16 protein-coding genes are annotated in these 15880 nt (G+C 47.0%); 7 read left to right on the top strand and 9 right to left on the bottom strand.

Going from position 1 to position 15880, the window contains the following annotated elements:
• The first annotated feature begins 307 nt into the window (after positions 1–307).
• The 3 genes from ACQ4M5_RS17160 to ACQ4M5_RS17150 all read left to right on the top strand — a co-directional run bounded on the left by ACQ4M5_RS17160 (position 308) and on the right by ACQ4M5_RS17150 (position 1840).
• The gene (locus tag ACQ4M5_RS17160) at positions 308–1024 is read left to right on the top strand and encodes a DnaJ domain-containing protein (RefSeq protein ID WP_430676866.1); all 717 of its coding nucleotides are present in this window, start codon (positions 308–310) and stop codon (positions 1022–1024) included.
• A gap of 69 nt (positions 1025–1093) precedes the next feature.
• Positions 1094–1405, top strand: coding sequence for a type II toxin-antitoxin system HicB family antitoxin (locus ACQ4M5_RS17155; RefSeq protein ID WP_430676865.1), 312 nt, complete (start codon positions 1094–1096; stop codon positions 1403–1405).
• A gap of 3 nt (positions 1406–1408) precedes the next feature.
• Positions 1409–1840 (top strand): type II toxin-antitoxin system VapC family toxin, encoded by a 432-nt coding sequence (locus tag ACQ4M5_RS17150; protein ID WP_430676864.1) that lies wholly within the window; start codon positions 1409–1411, stop codon positions 1838–1840.
• 38 nt (positions 1841–1878) lie between these two features.
• Here the strand turns inward: ACQ4M5_RS17150 and ACQ4M5_RS17145 are convergent, their stop codons facing one another.
• A complete protein-coding gene (locus ACQ4M5_RS17145) occupies positions 1879–2742 on the bottom strand; it encodes a DNA/RNA non-specific endonuclease (protein ID WP_430676863.1) in 864 nt (287 codons plus the stop codon).
• 90 nt (positions 2743–2832) lie between these two features.
• Between ACQ4M5_RS17145 and ACQ4M5_RS17140 the strand changes: the two genes are divergently transcribed.
• Both ACQ4M5_RS17140 and ACQ4M5_RS17135 read left to right on the top strand, forming a co-directional pair.
• On the top strand, positions 2833–4050 hold the full coding sequence (locus ACQ4M5_RS17140; protein ID WP_430676862.1) for a DUF790 family protein: 1218 nt from the start codon (positions 2833–2835) through the stop codon (positions 4048–4050).
• A 77-nt stretch (positions 4051–4127) separates the two neighbouring features.
• On the top strand, positions 4128–4802 hold the full coding sequence (locus ACQ4M5_RS17135; RefSeq protein ID WP_430676860.1) for an HAD family hydrolase: 675 nt from the start codon (positions 4128–4130) through the stop codon (positions 4800–4802).
• A gap of 248 nt (positions 4803–5050) precedes the next feature.
• Here the strand turns inward: ACQ4M5_RS17135 and fumC are convergent, their stop codons facing one another.
• Together fumC and ACQ4M5_RS17125 are read right to left on the bottom strand one after the other, a co-directional pair.
• On the bottom strand, positions 5051–6439 hold the full coding sequence (fumC, locus tag ACQ4M5_RS17130) for a class II fumarate hydratase (RefSeq protein WP_430676859.1): 1389 nt from the start codon (positions 6437–6439) through the stop codon (positions 5051–5053).
• 195 nt (positions 6440–6634) lie between these two features.
• The gene (locus ACQ4M5_RS17125) at positions 6635–7021 is read right to left on the bottom strand and encodes a hypothetical protein (RefSeq protein ID WP_430676858.1); all 387 of its coding nucleotides are present in this window, start codon (positions 7019–7021) and stop codon (positions 6635–6637) included.
• On the opposite strand from ACQ4M5_RS17125, the gene ACQ4M5_RS17120 reads away from it, so the two are divergent.
• Positions 6995–7387 (top strand): hypothetical protein, encoded by a 393-nt coding sequence (locus ACQ4M5_RS17120; protein WP_430676857.1) that lies wholly within the window; start codon positions 6995–6997, stop codon positions 7385–7387. The genes ACQ4M5_RS17125 and ACQ4M5_RS17120 overlap by 27 nt on opposite strands.
• 544 nt (positions 7388–7931) lie before the next feature.
• On the opposite strand, the gene ACQ4M5_RS17115 is transcribed toward ACQ4M5_RS17120, so the two are convergent.
• The 4 genes from ACQ4M5_RS17115 to ACQ4M5_RS17100 all read right to left on the bottom strand — a co-directional run bounded on the left by ACQ4M5_RS17115 (position 7932) and on the right by ACQ4M5_RS17100 (position 12875).
• A complete protein-coding gene (locus tag ACQ4M5_RS17115) occupies positions 7932–9263 on the bottom strand; it encodes an LLM class flavin-dependent oxidoreductase (RefSeq protein ID WP_430676856.1) in 1332 nt (443 codons plus the stop codon).
• Positions 9264–9424: 161 nt separating this feature from the next.
• Complete coding sequence (locus tag ACQ4M5_RS17110) at positions 9425–10096, bottom strand: ABC transporter ATP-binding protein (RefSeq protein WP_430676855.1); 672 nt, start codon at positions 10094–10096, stop codon at positions 9425–9427.
• A gap of 3 nt (positions 10097–10099) precedes the next feature.
• Complete coding sequence (locus tag ACQ4M5_RS17105; protein WP_430676854.1) at positions 10100–11359, bottom strand: ABC transporter permease; 1260 nt, start codon at positions 11357–11359, stop codon at positions 10100–10102.
• Between the two features lie 4 nt (positions 11360–11363).
• Positions 11364–12875, bottom strand: a complete 1512-nt coding sequence (locus ACQ4M5_RS17100; protein ID WP_430676853.1) for an efflux RND transporter periplasmic adaptor subunit — start codon at positions 12873–12875, stop codon at positions 11364–11366.
• A gap of 144 nt (positions 12876–13019) precedes the next feature.
• Between ACQ4M5_RS17100 and ACQ4M5_RS17095 the strand changes: the two genes are divergently transcribed.
• Positions 13020–13937: a Uma2 family endonuclease gene (locus tag ACQ4M5_RS17095; RefSeq protein ID WP_430676852.1), complete on the top strand. Its 918-nt coding sequence runs from the start codon at positions 13020–13022 to the stop codon at positions 13935–13937.
• Here the strand turns inward: ACQ4M5_RS17095 and ACQ4M5_RS17090 are convergent.
• A complete protein-coding gene (locus ACQ4M5_RS17090; RefSeq protein WP_430676851.1) occupies positions 13918–14463 on the bottom strand; it encodes a hypothetical protein in 546 nt (181 codons plus the stop codon). The genes ACQ4M5_RS17095 and ACQ4M5_RS17090 overlap by 20 nt on opposite strands.
• A gap of 123 nt (positions 14464–14586) precedes the next feature.
• A complete protein-coding gene (gene bioA / locus ACQ4M5_RS17085; protein ID WP_430676850.1) occupies positions 14587–15861 on the bottom strand; it encodes an adenosylmethionine--8-amino-7-oxononanoate transaminase in 1275 nt (424 codons plus the stop codon).
• Between the last annotated feature and the right edge of the window lie 19 nt (positions 15862–15880).

The raw sequence follows: 15880 nt of genomic DNA, 5'->3' as shown, positions 1-15880 counted from the left end.
GAAGTAATCGTTTATTGCATTCATCCGCCCGGAAATGAATCTCCGGGCTAATCAGGGGAAGCCCACTAAACTGGGCTAAGAACTCCGGGTTGTGCTCCCAGTCCGCTTCAGCGGAGTTTCCTCTATTAGCCCGGAGATTCATTTCCGGGCGGACTCGCAACGCAGCAAAGCCGCTTTTTATCCTTCTCAAACACCCTCTAAGAGTTTGGGGAGCTAGGGAAAACCGTAAAAAGGTAGAAATTGGTTGACAAAAAACCGATCCTCTAGTGCCTAGCTCCCAAGCCGATTCGCCTTTTAGAATAGTCGAATGGCAACTCAAACTCTTACCCACTACCAAGTTCTTGACCTTGATCCCACTGCATCCCAGGCAGAGATTAAGCAAGCTTATCGACGGTTGGCGAAGCAATTCCACCCCGATAGTAATCGTGCAACCGCTAGTCACGACAAGATTTCTCAGATCAACGCAGCATACGAAGTGTTAGGCGATCCGCAGAGTCGTCGATCGTATGATCAGCGATTGAAGTATTCAGATCAAGCCCCCGGATCTTCAGAAGCGCGATCGCAAAAAGAACGCGCTGAAGCTGCACAAGCCACCTATCGCAAGCAGCGAGAAGCGGAACAGAATGCCGATCGACAATTAAAACTTTGGCTCAAACTATTCACCTCAGTCAATCGCAGTTTGAATCAGATTATTCGTCCTTTGAAATCGCAGATCAACGAACTTGCTGCTGATCCGTTTGATGATGAACTGATGGAGAACTTCCAGGCTTATTTAACAGACTGTGAGGAACTTCTCGCGAAGGCACAACAAGCATTTCGATCGACTCCAAATCCGCCCAGTGCTGCGGGAGCCGCTGCGAATCTCTACTACTGTTTGAATCAGTTAAGTGATGGGATTGATGAATTGAACTACTTCACCAATAACTATGATGATCATCACTTGCGAAATGGGCGTGAACTATTTCGGATTGCAGATGGATTACGGAAAGAGGCTCAAGCTGCGGTCAGAGAGATTCCGCGATGATTAAGTAAGCTCTAACTTAGCAACAGCACGTTAGACTACAGACAGCGATTATTGCTTTGAGATTTCCCTATGCCTGCAACCTTAAATCTCATTCTCGAAACGTTAGAAGACCAAAAAATCTTGGCTAGATCAGCAGAATTTCCTGATTGTATTGCGATCGCTGATACTAGAGAAGCTGCGATCGAGGCGATTCAACAGCAATTAATCGATCGCTTGAAGACGATCGAATTTGTTTCCATTCCGTTGCCGAAGTTATCTCGGTCTTCTCAAGACTTGAGCGATTCGTTTGGAATTTTCAAGGATGATCCCTACTTTGACGAGATTGTGAGACGGATGCGCGACGAACGAGAACTAGACGCTGATAACCCCGCTTATACCTGATTCATGACGCTTCGTATTCTCGATACAGACCATATTTCTCTAACTTTGCGCGGTCATGCTCAGGTGATTAATCGGCTTCAATCTTTTAATTCTCAGGAGTGGGCAGCTACCATCATCTCGATTCAGGAGATCTTTAATGGTTGGATCGTGAGTCTGAATGATCCAAAATATCAAGACCGCCAAGTTGAACTTTATACTCGCCTTTGGCACTCCAATCAATTCTTCCAAAAAGCTCAAGTTCTGAATTTTGATCAATCTGCACAAGACCAATATGATCAGATGCGATTGCGTTATCCCGAACTCAAGAAGCGTCGGCTTGAAAAGGATATGAAAATTGCTGCGATCGCACAGGTGAATCAAGCGATTATTGTTACCCGCAATCAACGAGATTTTGCATTAGTGCCAGGACTACAATTAGAGAATTGGTCACTTTAAACGGTTTCCAGAACTCCAGTTAGGCGTTAAATTAAACTCTAGCCCCGATCGACTGTACTTTCGATCGCGTTCTGAATTGCTTCTGGAACATTGCTCAGAAAGTCGTATCCGGTTTTCTGTTCTAGTTCATCGACGCTGAGGCGATAGTCTCTCCAGGTTTTGTCTTTGATGCCTTGAATGTTCGGAACATCGATCGCAATTACTCGCGTTTTCTCAGTCACGTCCGAGGCTCTTGAATTGGGCTTATCCATCACGACAACTACTTTCCAAGTCGATGATGGAATCGAAATTCTTTGAGTTCCGATCGCGCCTTTTTCTCCTGCTCCACCTGCAATGATATAAAGCTCTTTACCTGTGTTCACTAAGCGGCGAGATTCGCTCTCCAAGCCTTCCCACACATCGCGATTGTTATCGGCAGTCTGTGGAACAATATTCGTCATCAAGAAGGTTGCTGAATTTGTTTTGGGGTCTTTCGTGCGATCGGCAGAAGGAGTCATGTGTCCTCGATCGTAGCCGCTGCCATTGTAGTCGCTGGATTTTACTTGATACCATCCTTTCGGCAGGCCTGTATCTGACCGGAAATCATTGGCGCGGGGAACGGTTCCGAGCCAGCTTTTATTCAACTGCCAGCTTACCCAGTTCGGGATGTGTTTGCTGTTGTTGTATGAGAGGGCGTAAGGACGCGAGCTATCTGAAATGAGGAAATCATCCGCGTTAGTAACATTCGTGGTGGCTTCGGTGGGAATGCCCATTGTTAGGTGAACATTCGACAGGGTTGGCGGTAGGAAGGGTTGAGTGCCGATCGACGTTTGAGGGCGATTGTTCAGGAAAAGAATGAAGCCAATGATCACAGCAAGCAAAAGGGCTGCGATCGTGAAAAGTTGCCAACGGGATTTCAGCATATCGTCTATTTATCTTTCTGAGCCTATTATGCAGCGGATCTTAGCTTCTGTCGCACGTTAAGATAGATTCCTTAATGGGATAGCGAAACTATGTTACCGACCGACTTGCTGATTCATCGCTCGAATGGTGAGGAGATTGTTCCGAAGCGATTGTTGTTGGATGAAAAAACATTAGCGATCGCACAAGAGATCATTCTGATCTTCCAAGAGGCGCAACATGGAACCAGAGGTGAACTGAATCGCCAGTTGCAAGCACTTGAAGGGGAAGAAACAGACTATCGAATCAAGCGAGGATTAGCACATTTGCTCAATGGTGCGTTTAGTACGTTTGAAACGGTGAGTCCGCTTGATCCACCGATGTTGAGAGAGCGAGTGTTTGCACTGTCCGCGCAAAAGATTCCGAGCACGATCGAGACTCAGACGACGTTCGAGACGGTTGCGACGCAGCTAAGCCAAGAACTGAACAGCGAAGTCTTTCCAGAGCAAGTTAAAACGGGACTGTATGCTGATTTGCCAGAGAATCAGATTTTGATTGGCTTTGAAGCACCGACACCAGAGGGATTAATTCATCGCTACAACTTGTCGCAAGTGCAAGGCGTGTTTTATCGAGCGAGTCACATGGTGATTAATGCTCACCGGAATGATCCGGGACAGTACAAGCTATTGTTCCGGTATATGAAACTGTTCCAGTTAATGACTTACATCGAAGGCGATGCGGATCATGGATTTACATTGACCATTGATGGTCCGACTAGCTTGTTTAAGCCTTCAACGCGATATGGATTAGCGATCGCGAAGTTACTTCCTGCTTTACTGCACGTCACACGCTGGAGTTTAGCAGCAGAACTACAAATCAATGATAGTTATTCGGACAAAAAGCGACAGGGACGATTCGCGATCGATTCAGAGTGCGGTTTAGTCAGTCACTATCCACCGGGAAAGACTTACGATAGTTTGCTAGAGGAGGGATTTGTCGATCGATGGAACAAAGCTAAAACTGAATGGCGATTAGAACGCGAAGTTGATTTGATTCCGATTCCAGGAAGCGTGATGATTCCTGACTTTCGTGTAGTTCATCCTGATGGTAGAACGTTCTTAGTTGAGATTGTTGGCTATTGGCGACCGGAGTATTTGCGGAAGAAGTTTTCGCAGGTGCGGCAGTCTGGGCGAGATGATTTGATTTTGGCAGTGTCGGAGCGATTGAATCTAGAGAAAGCGGGAGTGAAAGTTTCGGATACGCCTGCGCGGATTGTTTGGTTTAAAGATCAATTGTTGCCGAAAGCGATTTTAGAAGTGCTGGAAAGATAACAAGATGCACCTTAAAGCAGACTAAGCACGATCGCGGAATTTCTAGAATGAGATTTGCTCGATCAGGAGATTTTAAGATGTCCGTAAAAGGTGTACTGCTGGATATTGATGGCACGTTGGTGGATAGTAACGATGCTCATGCGAATGCTTATGTTCAAGCATTTTCAGAACATGGATATGAAGTGGAATTTGAGAAAGTTCGATCGCTGATTGGAATGGGTGGCGATCAGTTGATTCCTCGGATTGTGCCGTCGCTGTCTGGTGAAGAAGGGGAAGGAAAAGAAATTGCCGATCGACGAAAAGAACTCATCATCGAGAAGTTTGGCTCAGAGTTAGAACCGACTCAGGGTTCACGCGATTTGATTGAGAAGTTGAAACAGTCTGGCTATGAGCTAGTGATTTCTAGTTCTGCTACGACTGAAGAACTCTCTGTGTTGCTAAAAGCGGCTCAGGTCGATGATTTGTTAGATATGGATTTAGCAACGACCTCTAGTGATGCAGAGAAATCTAAGCCTGACCCGGATTTGATTGAGGTAACACTGGAGAAAGGACATCTGAAAGCAGATGAAGCGATTATGCTTGGTGATACGCCTTATGATATTCAGGCGGCGAATGCAGCGGGCGTTGATGTAATTGCGTTTCGCACTGGTGGGTTTTCGGATGAGGAATTGGCAAATGCGATCGAGATTTATGATAGTCCGGCGGATTTGTTAGCGCATTTTGATCAATCTGCGTTTGCTTCACGCAACTAGAACAAGGGCGGGCAAGATGCCCGCTCCATACTATCTTTAGAGGGTGTTTGAGAAGTAATCGTTCATCGCATTCATCCGCCCGGAAATGAATCTCCGGGCTAATCGTGGAAGCCCACTAAACTGGGCTAAGAACTCCGGGTTGTGCTCCCAGTCCGCTTTAGCGGAGTTTCCTCCATTAGCCCGGAGATTTATTTCCGGGCGAACTCGCAACGCAGCAAAGCCGCTTTTTATGCTTCTCAAACACCCTCTTAGCTCGGATAAATCATTTGCTCCGGGCGGACAATCTGATCGAATTCTTCTCCAGTTAGAAATCCCAATTCAATACAAGCCTGCCGTAGTGTTGAGTTCTCTTGGTAGGCTTTGTAGGCGACTTTTGCTGCTCGATCGTATCCAATTTTCGGATTTAATGCAGTTACTAACATCAATGAGTTTTCTAGGAATTGTGTAATGCGATCGCGGTTCGGCTGAATTCCTACCACCATGTGATCGGTAAAGGAACGACAAGCATCTGACAGAATGCGAATCGAATGAATCAGATTGTGAATTAGTACAGGCTTGAAGACATTCAATTCAAAGTTGCCTTGACTCGCAGCCAGTGCGATCGCGCTATCATTTCCCATCACTTGGACACATACCATTGTCATCGCTTCGCATTGAGTTGGATTGACCTTTCCTGGCATGATTGATGATCCAGGTTCATTCGCAGGTAACACTAATTCCCCTAGTCCACATCGAGGACCCGAACCCATCCAACGCAAGTCATTGGCAATCTTCATCAATGCACAGGCGAGTGTTTTAATGGCTCCGCTCGTGAATACGATCGCATCATGAGCCGCTAATGCTGCAAACTTATTCGGCGCACTAATAAAGGGCAGCTCAGTTAACTTTGCAATTTCAACTGCCGATCGCTCTGCAAATTCTGGATGTGTGTTAATTCCAGTGCCAACCGCAGTTCCTCCAATTGCTAATTCATACAATCCAGGCAAGGTTGCTTCGATTCTTGCGATCGCTTGATCCAACTGTGCGACATAGCCCGAAAATTCCTGACCTAATGTTAGTGGTACTGCATCCATTAGATGAGTTCGACCAATTTTGATAATTGCTTCAAACTCATTCGACTTTGCTTGCAGTGCATCTCGTAGCTTTCTCACCATCGGTAACAATTGCTGATGGAGCGATTCTGCTGCTGCAATGTGCATCGCGGTGGGAAAGGTATCATTCGAGGATTGCGACATATTCACATGATCATTCGGATGAATTGGATCTTTACTCCCTAAAACACCATCTGCAATGTCGATCGCACGATTCGAGATCACTTCATTTGCATTCATATTCGTCTGTGTTCCGCTGCCTGTCTGCCATACCGACAATGGAAAGTGATCGTTTAGCTTGCCTTCGATTACCTCGTCTGCGGCTTGAATGATCAATGATGCTTTCTCATCAGGTAGCTTTCCTAACTGTTGATTGACGATCGCGGCTGCTTTTTTCAGAATGCCGAATGCTCGAATTAGCTCAGTCGGCATCTTGTCTTGTCCGATCGCGAAATACAGTAACGATCGCTGAGTTTGTGCGCCCCAGTAGCGATCAGACTGAACTGAGATCGCGCCCATACTATCGGTTTCTGTTCTCGTGGTCATGTGAAGGTTTCCTTGTGCGATCGAACATTTTCTAGACTACGGGATCTGGGTCAGGTCGATCGCATGAATCGTGATTGAGCCGAATTGATCAGAGCTTTAACCAATCTCAAGCTCTGTAGAAGCAGTCTGCGAAGAATGGCGATAAAAAAACTCCAGCCTCGTGAAAAAGCTGGAGTCACAAAGCAATTCACACCCTTAGTTCTGCAAATTCAGTTCGTCTTGGGAATTCAGTTTCAAGCGAGTCACAACCCCCTTGCGAGCCGCTTCACTCGGCGATGTACCGCCTGCCAAGCGATACTCATCACTTTCCTTCCCGTACCGGAAAGCCACCCCTAACATGGCTCTCTGGTTCAACTGCTTGAGTTCCTTCTCCAAATTTTCAATATCAATCTGGGTAGAATCAATCACCGCTAAGGCATCGTTATAAGCACTCACCTTATCGCGCAAGAGATCAATCTTGCCTTGAATAGTCGCCACATCACAGCCTTCCCCTAAATCGAGACTCGGATCGATCGCTCTTAATCCCGATAGCTGAAGCTCTGATTTGTCGGCAACATGAGCCGTTTTTCTTCGACGAGACATGGAGATACACCCCGCTGCTACTGTTTATCGGATCTACCTTGGCTCACCCGAAGCCCGATCGCGTTCCGCATTGCCCACACAGTTTCAATCCTGCCCCGCCATAAGTCTGGTAATTTCGCGCAACCGATTTTCACGGGAGTAAGCGATCGAGCAATGTCCTACGATATTGGTGTAATGGAAACAATCTGCGATCGCATTCCACGCCATCGATCGAGCAAGTTGCGTTATGAATCATTCTTGATCAATACCGTACCTTGCAAAGTACGCGCTGTGCCTCGCAAGGTTCAAGCCGTGACCGATAGAGTACGAACCGTGACTTACAAGATTCGGGCTGTACTCTTAGAAGATTCATGTCGTGACTTGTAGAGTACGAACCGTGACTTGTAGAGTACGAACTGTGACTCGTAAAGTACGAACCGTAACTTCTATGATTCAGCTTGTGAAGTTTACGGTTAACTTGAGTTCGGGTTAAGGCGCTTGGCGGTTAGAAACCGCAGCGATACAAACGAAGTCCACCTGCGTGGACTGATCGCTAAAGTTGGCTGAGTTCGGGTTAAGCAGGTGCTTGAAAAGATATCGTTTGCCGCATTCACCCGCCCGGAAATAAATCTCCGGGCTGATCAGGGCAACCCCGCTAAAGCGGGCTAAGAACGTTGTGTTACGCGCTCAGCCCGCTTTAGCGGGGTTTCCTCCATTAGCCCGGAGATTCATTTCCGGGCGAACTCGCAACGAAGCAAGAGGGATTTGGCTAGGGCATGTCTACCAATTTCTTATTCCGAACTCAGGTTAAAGTTGGCTGTTAGTGCGCGGCGGCGCACTTTGTTTGTTTAGCCGCGAATTCTATTCGCCACGGCACATTGCTCGAATTCTTATCACATTGCTCGAATTCTTATCACTTTGACTGTTAACCTCAAATCCCTAAATTGAAGAAGCGATTAGCAGGACGTGATAATCCTAAATGTTCGCGTAGCGTCTTGCCCTCATACTCTCTGCGAAAAATGCCCCGCTGTTGGAGTTCTGGAATCACTCGATCGACAAAAGCATTCAGACCTTCAGGCAAGAATGGGAACATGATATTAAACCCATCAGCGCCATTCTCAAACAGCCATTGCTCCATCTCATCCGCAATCGTTTGAGGAGTTCCGACAAAGATCAATCCGCCATAGCTTGCCACCCGTTGAGCTAACTGGCGAATCGTCAAGTTTTCACGTCGAGCCAGTGCAATAATCCGATCGCGTCCCGTGTGACTTCCATTCGTTTCGGGAATCTCAGGTAAAAGTCCATCTGGATCAAAGCCAGAAACATCATAGCCAAGCGCAAGATTCAGGCTATTAATCGCGCTGTCGTAGTGAATTAAGCGATCGAGGTGTGCCTGTTTTGCCTTTGCTTCCTCGATCGTTTCACCGACAATCACCAGCGCACCCGGTAGGATTTTGATACTGTCTGGATGCCGACCGATCGATCGTGCCCGCGTCTTAATGTCAGCAAAAAGCGCTTTTCCCGCTTCAAGCGTGTTGACCCCTGCAAACACTACTTCAGCAGTCTCAGCAGCAAGTTGTCGCCCCGCTTCGGAAGCTCCAGCCTGCACGATGACCGGATAGCCCTGAATCGGTCTTGCAATATTCAACGGACCTCGCACTGAAAAATATTTCTCCTTGTGGTTCAGAACGTGCATTTTTGCTGGATCGAAATACACCCCAGATTGCACATCGTGAATAAACGCATTATCCGCGAATGAGTCCCATAGCCCGATCGCGACCTCATAAAACTCGCGGGCACGTTGATAACGATCGTCGTGTGCCATTTCCTGTTCTAATCCAAAGTTCAAGGCAGCATCGGGGTTATAGGTCGTGACAATATTCCAACCCGCCCGTCCTGCGCTGATGTGGTCGAGTGAAGCAAACCGACGCGCTAAATGATAAGGCTGCTCGTAAGTCGTAGAGGCAGAGCCAATCAGCCCGATGTGCTCTGTACAGGCAGCGAGGGCAGAGAGCAGCGTGAATGGCTCGAATGAGGTGACAGTATGACTACGCTTGAGAGCATCGATCGGCAGATTGAGCACTGCTAAATGATCCGCCATGAAGAAAGCATCAAATTTCCCCTGCTCTAGTTTTTGGATGAACTGTTTGAGTGCGGGAAAGTTGAAGTTGGCATCTGCGATCGCGCCTGGATAACGCCAAGCGGCTGTATGAATGCTAACGGGACGCATAAAGGCAGCCAGCTTCAATTGCTTTTGACTCATGCTCTGACCTGATTGTGTACCACAAACGAGTTAGATAACTTCTCTCTTATGATGCTGCAAGGACAGCCGAATCTTATATCTAGCTTGAGATAGGGATTCTGGAGAAGAAGTACGATCGCAAAAACAATCCACCACTGAGATCGTCGCCAAGATGGGCTTTATCAATTCACGACTAATCCATCCTTCACATGAATTACCCGCCGAGTTTGCGCTGCAACATCCGGTTCGTGGGTCACAATCACGATCGTAATTCCCTGCTGATTCAACTCGGTTAATAAGCTCATTACTTCAGTTGAGGTCTGTGTATCTAATGCTCCTGTCGGTTCATCTGCAAGGACTAACGCGGGACGATTCACTAAAGCACGAGCGATCGCAACTCGTTGCTGCTGCCCGCCAGAGAGTTGATTCGGGCGATTCGATAAGCGTTCTGCGAGTCCAACTCGTGTGAGTGCTTCTGCGGCTCGTTGCTTTCTTTGCGATCGCGGAATGCCTGCATACACCATCGGCAACATCACATTTTCTAAAGCAGTCGATCGATTCAAGAGATTAAACTGCTGAAACACAAAGCCAATCCGTTGATTGCGAATGTAAGCCAGTTCATCATTATCCAAGGTTGTTAGATTTCGACCTTCAAGCACATAGTGACCATCAGAAGGTCGATCGAGACAACCAATAATGTTCATCAAGGTCGATTTACCTGATCCAGACATTCCCATGATGGCAACATATTCGCCTTCTTCAATAGCAAGATCAATTCCTTTCAGCACCGGAACATCGATATCACCTAATTGGTAAGTCTTAGTAATGTTCTCCATCCAAATCATTGTTGCCATTGTTCAATCACTCCGCAAAGCTGCAATCGGATCAAGTCGAGCGGCATTTCGAGCAGGAATCACACCTGCAATCAATCCCACAACTAAAGCTAAAGTGAGTCCTGACGCGATCGACAATCCTGAAATAATAAACGGAAAGCTAAATAAACTAGAAGCTGCAAATGCAAGTCCTAATCCCACAGCAACGCCAACAGCACCTCCAAGCATCGAAACTAAGATAGCTTCGGTGAGAAATTGACTGAGAACTGCGCTATTAGTTGCACCGATCGCTTTTCTAATACCAATCTCGCGAGTTCGCTCAACGACTGAAACCAGCATGATATTCGCAATTCCGATTCCGCCTACGATTAGAGAAATTCCAGCGATCGCGCTCACCAAAATCGTAAACAAGCCCACAACGCTACTAAACGTATTGATGATGTCTACTTGATTTGTAATGCGGAAATCATCTGGTTTCGGTGGGTAGATATTATGACGAATCCTGAGCAAATTCGTGACCTGAAACTGTGCTGCTTCAAGCTCGATTTGATCTTTCGCTTTCACCCAAAACCCGCTAATTGCTCGACCATTCAGCGAGTTATTCCCTACTATCCGCGAAGACATATTGGTGAGCGGGATATAAACGCGATCGTCTTGATCTTGTCCACCCACTGAACCTTTCGACTCAGCGACACCAATCACCGTATATCGATTGTTCTGAATGCGGATATTGACCCCGATCGCAGGTTCCCCAGGCGAGAATAAACTATCGCGTACTGCACTACCAAGAACAACTACAGAGTTCGCATTCTGCATATCATCCTGAGTAAAGAATCGTCCTTCTTGTGGCTTGATCTCTTTCACATCAGAATAGTTCAGATCCACTCCTAAAATTGAAGTCGAATCGTTCTGATCGTTATAAACAACCTGTCCACCACGTTGTAGAAAAGCAGTCACGCCTTCTGCTGCTGGAACCTGTCGCCCCACTGCTTGAGCATCTTCGAGCGTTAATGTACTCGCCGAGCCAGATCCTTGACTAATTCCGCCCGATCGAGCAACCCCGGACAGTACCAACATCACATTCGTTCCTAATGCCTGAATCTGTTGCTCCGTTGCTTTCTGAACGCCTTGCCCCACAGAGGTTACTGTGATTACTGAAGCAATTCCAATAATCACACCGAGCATGGTTAAACTGGTACGGAGTCGATTGCTCCAGAGTGCTTCCACTGCCATCGTAAAAATCTCTAGCAGTGAAATCGGACTCGATCGAATCACTTTTCCCATGATGCTAACCTCCGCTCCGTCTGCCACCACCTTGAGATCCGCCTCCTGGCGCACCCGGAAACACAGAGGGTGTTCTCGATTGGGGTCGCTCTCCTTGGGGGAAGCTAATTAATACTCGATCGCCTTGTTCCAGTCCCGACTCTACGACTGTTTTATCGTCGATCGTTGCCCCTGTAGTAATCTTCTGAAATTGTGGTCTTCCTTCTCTGGCAAGCAGCACTCCTGTTCCTTCTACCTGCCGCACGATCGCGACGGTTGGAATCACCAGCGCATTATCAATCTTGCCAACATCAAATTTGACATTCACATTCATTCCAGCCTGTAAGTTATTTTGTCGATCGTCGATCGAGGTTTTCACTTCAAAGTTAGTGACATTCTGATCAACCGTCGATTGTTTTGCAAGTTGTACAACCGTTCCCGTGAAAGATTTACCGGGAAAAGCATCTGCCTCGATCGTCACTCGTTGACCCACCTTAAGCCGCGAAATGCTCGTTTCTGGAACTTTCGCCACCACTTGATTTGTAGAAGCTAAAGCTAAAATCGAGGAAGAAGTCGCAGAAGAAACCGCGCTACTCGATGTCGTTGGAGTCACAAATGACCCTGGATCAGCAAACTTTCGAGTAATCACGCCACTAAACGGAGCACGAATCACGGTGTCGTTAATCTGAGTTTGAACCGTTTTTAATTGTCCTTGAGCACTCATCACCTGAGCACGAGCCGCTTCAATCTCTTCGGGGCGACTTCCTGCTTGTTGTAAGCTCACAGCTTGTTTTAATTGTTCTACCTGAGCACGAGCCGCTTCAATGTCTTCCGGACGAGTTCCAGTTTGCTGAAGGTTTACAGCCTGTTTCGCTTGTTCCACTTGAGCACGTGCAGTCGCTAAAGTCGTTCGAGAAGTATCAAATTCGCGTTGAGACAGTGCACCAGAAGTAAATAACCGCTGATTCTGGTTATAGTTCAATTCTGCTTGTTGTAAGTTCGCTTCCGCTGCTGCAACTTGCGATCGAGCTTGAGCAATTTCTTGCGGACGATTCCCCGCAATCAGTTTATCTAAATTCGCTTGAGCCGCTGCAAGTTGAGCTTCCACTTGAGCAATTTCTTGGGGACGATTGCCCGATTCTAATCTCTTTAGATTCGCTTCAGCAGTTGCGACTTGTGCTTGAGCTTGGATTAACTGCCCTTGGAAATTAGAATCATCCATATACGCAAGAATTTGACCTGCCTGAACGCGATCGCCTTCTTTCACTAACAATTGCCTCAAGACTCCAGAACTTTTCGGACTCACATTCACCGATTGAGCAGGCTGAACCGTTCCATTCGCAGAAATTGTAAGAGCAGCATCAACTCGATCGACAGTGACGGTTTGGACTCGTCGCCTAGCTTCCTGTCGTTGAGAAAGTGCGTACTGTTGGTATGCCAAGTAACCTCCTCCGGTCAACAGACCGAGAATCACTAGCCAGATCGCCCATCTTGGCAATTTTGTTTGTTTCAATCGCGCTTTTATTGACGGATGCACAGTAACTCGTCTCCTTTCTTACAGCGAGCCGCACGAGCGGTTTAGGCTCTTCTCAGTGTAGTCAAATCAAAGATTGTTAGACTGCGAATACTCCAAAAGCGTTCAACGATCGCATCGTGTTCTTTGTGAAACTGAGTCGGTACAATGGAGAAAGTTGCTGCGCCAGAGAAACCACCTCGTATGTACTGGACAAATCCCCCCAAGCCCGCGAAAGAAGCACTTCCTACCATGTATGATCTTCCCAGCGAAGATCCAGAGGAGCCTGGTTTGCCCGACGAGTTTCACGCCTTTCAACCGCAACTGTTACGGAGTACGTTCGATTCGCCTGCATGGTCAGCAGGTCATTTTTTCATCGGAACAGACATCAATCTTTACTATGAACCGCGCCATCCCTTGTGGCACAAGCGCCCAGATTGGTTTGTGGTTTTAGGGGTGCAAAAATCGACCTCGATCGAGGAGTTACGACTGAGCTATGTGATTTGGCAGGAAAGCATTGCGCCGTTTTTGGTGGTTGAGTTGCTGTCTCCTGGAACCGAAGATGAGGATCTAGGGCAAACGCTACGCGATGTGGATAAGCCGCCCACCAAGTGGGAAGTGTACGAGCGCATTCTGCGAGTTCCGTACTATGTCATCTTCGATCGATATATCAACGAGTTTCGCGCCTTCAAACTAGAGGGACTGCGTTACCGAGAGTTGTCTTTACCCGATTCAAAGCTATGGTTTGAGGAGATTCAAATCGGGTTAGGCGTGTGGCAAGGGTGCTACGAACTCGCTGAAGGGAAGTGGTTACGCTGGTATGATGTGAACGAAAATTGGCTTCCCACTGATCAAGAACGGGCTGAACAGGAACGGGAACGCGCTCAACGAGAACAGGAACGGGCTGAACAGGAACGGGAACGCGCTCAACGAGAACAGGAACGGGCTGAACAGGAACGGGAACGCGCTCAACGAGAACAGGAACGGGCTGAACAGGCAGAGCGCGAATTAGAAGAGGAGCGATCGAGAGCGCAACAATTGGCGGAACGATTGCGATCGCTCGGCATTAACCCGGAAGAGGTGTAGAAACTTTGGATTCTGCGGGACTGAGCCAGATCAGACGGTCGATCGCACACAGCATTCTTTCGTCTCCAGGGACTTGAATGAAAAAATTGCTGTCTTGTCCGAATTCAATCTTTTGGACGGGAAGCCACGACGAACCGGAGCGAATCAATAATGCTGCATTCGAGTGTCGGCTGTAGTGACTGCGCCATGCTTTCCAAAGTTGGCGAACTTCGGTGTAGTTTGCTTCGTAGCCTGAAGGAATGGGACAGTGTTCGTATTGAACTAAACCTCGATCGTTGATGCTAATTGGAATGTATTGACGCGAGACTAAAACTCGATTGACAAGCTCTTGATAAGTCGAAGATTGCCGTACTAAAACGGCTCGAATTTGTCCCACCAGTTTCGCAGTTGCAATCAGTTCACCTTTTTTGGCTAATAATTGAGCGGTGTTGAATGCAGGTTCAATTCGGAGGTTTTGATTTGCCAAGAATGAAAGTTCACCTTCAACAAATTTTTGAATCAACGCCAGATCATCGAGCTTGTTCATCGGAGGTTCGGAGGAGTAGACTGCTCGGTAGTTTGTAGTGACTACCTTGTTGCATTTATTACAAATAATATTCAGTAACTACTTTTATTCTTCCGGAGAAGTTTGATAAAGGAATTGTGAATTTTAGAGCGATTTAAGAACACGATCGATGACCGCATAAATCGATTCCAACTCACTCTCCGTAATGCAGTAAGGCGGCATAATATAGAGCGTGTCACCCAAAGGACGTAAGAGAAATCCAGCCTCAAGAAACTTCGATTTGAGCAGGGGAGAAATCGCATTAAAGTAACCGGATTCGTCATTCGTTTTGACTTCCATTGCTGCGATCGTGCCGCAAACTCGGAATTGCTTGAGTCGAGAATGATCGAGCAGATAGCGATCGAGAAATTTCCAATGCAGGGCTTCTAATCGTTGATAAGTTTCAGGATTTTCTGTTAGTAACTCAAGCGAAACGACTCCAGTTGCACAAGCTAATGGATTGCCTGTATAGGAATGTCCATGATAAAACGCCTGAGTGGGATCATCTTGATAAAACGCTTGATAAATGGCTTCAGTTGCGATCGTTACTGATAGCGGTAAACATCCACCAGATAGCCCTTTTGATAAACAAATAATGTCTGGAGTTGCAGCGGATTTAAGACAAGCAAATAGTTCTCCAGTGCGCCCAAATCCAGTCATCACTTCATCGTAAATCAGCAACACATTGAATTGATTCGCTAATGTTCTCAGTGCTTGCAGAAATTGAGGACGGCACATTCTCATTCCGGCTGAACCTTGGATCAATGGCTCAATGAAAATACCAATGATGTTCTGTTGTTTAAGCAATTGTTCGATCGCGTTCAACACCTCAGCTTCTTTGCGCTCAACCTCTGTGTCTCCCTCATAAGTTCCAGGAAATGGGACAAGAGCCGCCTCAAACATCAGCGATCGAAATTTCTGCCACCAAACTGAACCTGCACCGATCGACATTGCCCCGATTGTATCGCCATGATATCCCCCTTCAAAGGCAATAAATGTCGATCGCTGTTCTCCCAGATTGCGCCAGTATTGATACGCCATCTTTAACGCGACTTCAACCGCAGTCGAACCATTATCAGAGAAGAACACCCGTGTTAGTTCAGACGGGAGTTGAGTGAGTAACTTTTGTGCTAATTGTTCCGCCGGATCATGCGTAAATCCAGCAAAGATAACGTGTTCTAACTGTTGTGCTTGTTGATACAGTGCTTCTGCAAGTGCGGGATGACTATGACCATGAATGGTGACCCACCAGCTTGAGATGCAATCGAGAATTCGTCGATCGTCTTCAAGTTCCAGCCAAACTCCTTCACCACGCTTCACTTTCAGCGGCTCCGGAGTGGTTTTCATCTGCGTAAAAGGTCGCCAAATGGGAGAGTTCATTGTTCGCGATATGAATTGC

The sequence above is a fragment of the Leptolyngbya sp. AN10 genome (genome assembly GCF_050565645.1).
GTDB lineage: Bacteria > Cyanobacteriota > Cyanobacteriia > Leptolyngbyales > Leptolyngbyaceae > Leptolyngbya.
Note: the sequence above shows the minus strand (reverse complement) of the source record. Positions and strands in the feature narration are given on the sequence as shown.

Excerpts from the sequence above, each read along its gene's own strand:
- ACQ4M5_RS17105 (WP_430676854.1), bottom strand. The coding sequence starts at position 11,359 with ATGGGAAAAGTGATTCGATCGAGTCCGATTTCACTGCTAGAGATTTTT.
- ACQ4M5_RS17095 (WP_430676852.1), top strand. The coding sequence starts at position 13,020 with ATGGAGAAAGTTGCTGCGCCAGAGAAACCACCTCGTATGTACTGGACA.
- ACQ4M5_RS17150 (WP_430676864.1), top strand. The coding sequence starts at position 1,409 with ATGACGCTTCGTATTCTCGATACAGACCATATTTCTCTAACTTTGCGC.
- fumC (WP_430676859.1), bottom strand. The coding sequence starts at position 6,439 with ATGACCACGAGAACAGAAACCGATAGTATGGGCGCGATCTCAGTTCAG.
- bioA (WP_430676850.1), bottom strand. The coding sequence starts at position 15,861 with ATGAACTCTCCCATTTGGCGACCTTTTACGCAGATGAAAACCACTCCG.
- ACQ4M5_RS17145 (WP_430676863.1), bottom strand. The coding sequence starts at position 2,742 with ATGCTGAAATCCCGTTGGCAACTTTTCACGATCGCAGCCCTTTTGCTT.
- ACQ4M5_RS17110 (WP_430676855.1), bottom strand. The coding sequence starts at position 10,096 with ATGGCAACAATGATTTGGATGGAGAACATTACTAAGACTTACCAATTA.
- ACQ4M5_RS17115 (WP_430676856.1), bottom strand. The coding sequence starts at position 9,263 with ATGAGTCAAAAGCAATTGAAGCTGGCTGCCTTTATGCGTCCCGTTAGC.
- ACQ4M5_RS17125 (WP_430676858.1), bottom strand. The coding sequence starts at position 7,021 with ATGTCTCGTCGAAGAAAAACGGCTCATGTTGCCGACAAATCAGAGCTT.
- ACQ4M5_RS17160 (WP_430676866.1), top strand. The coding sequence starts at position 308 with ATGGCAACTCAAACTCTTACCCACTACCAAGTTCTTGACCTTGATCCC.
- ACQ4M5_RS17135 (WP_430676860.1), top strand. The coding sequence starts at position 4,128 with ATGTCCGTAAAAGGTGTACTGCTGGATATTGATGGCACGTTGGTGGAT.
- ACQ4M5_RS17140 (WP_430676862.1), top strand. The coding sequence starts at position 2,833 with ATGTTACCGACCGACTTGCTGATTCATCGCTCGAATGGTGAGGAGATT.
- ACQ4M5_RS17120 (WP_430676857.1), top strand. The coding sequence starts at position 6,995 with ATGAGCCGTTTTTCTTCGACGAGACATGGAGATACACCCCGCTGCTAC.
- ACQ4M5_RS17090 (WP_430676851.1), bottom strand. The coding sequence starts at position 14,463 with ATGAACAAGCTCGATGATCTGGCGTTGATTCAAAAATTTGTTGAAGGT.
- ACQ4M5_RS17155 (WP_430676865.1), top strand. The coding sequence starts at position 1,094 with ATGCCTGCAACCTTAAATCTCATTCTCGAAACGTTAGAAGACCAAAAA.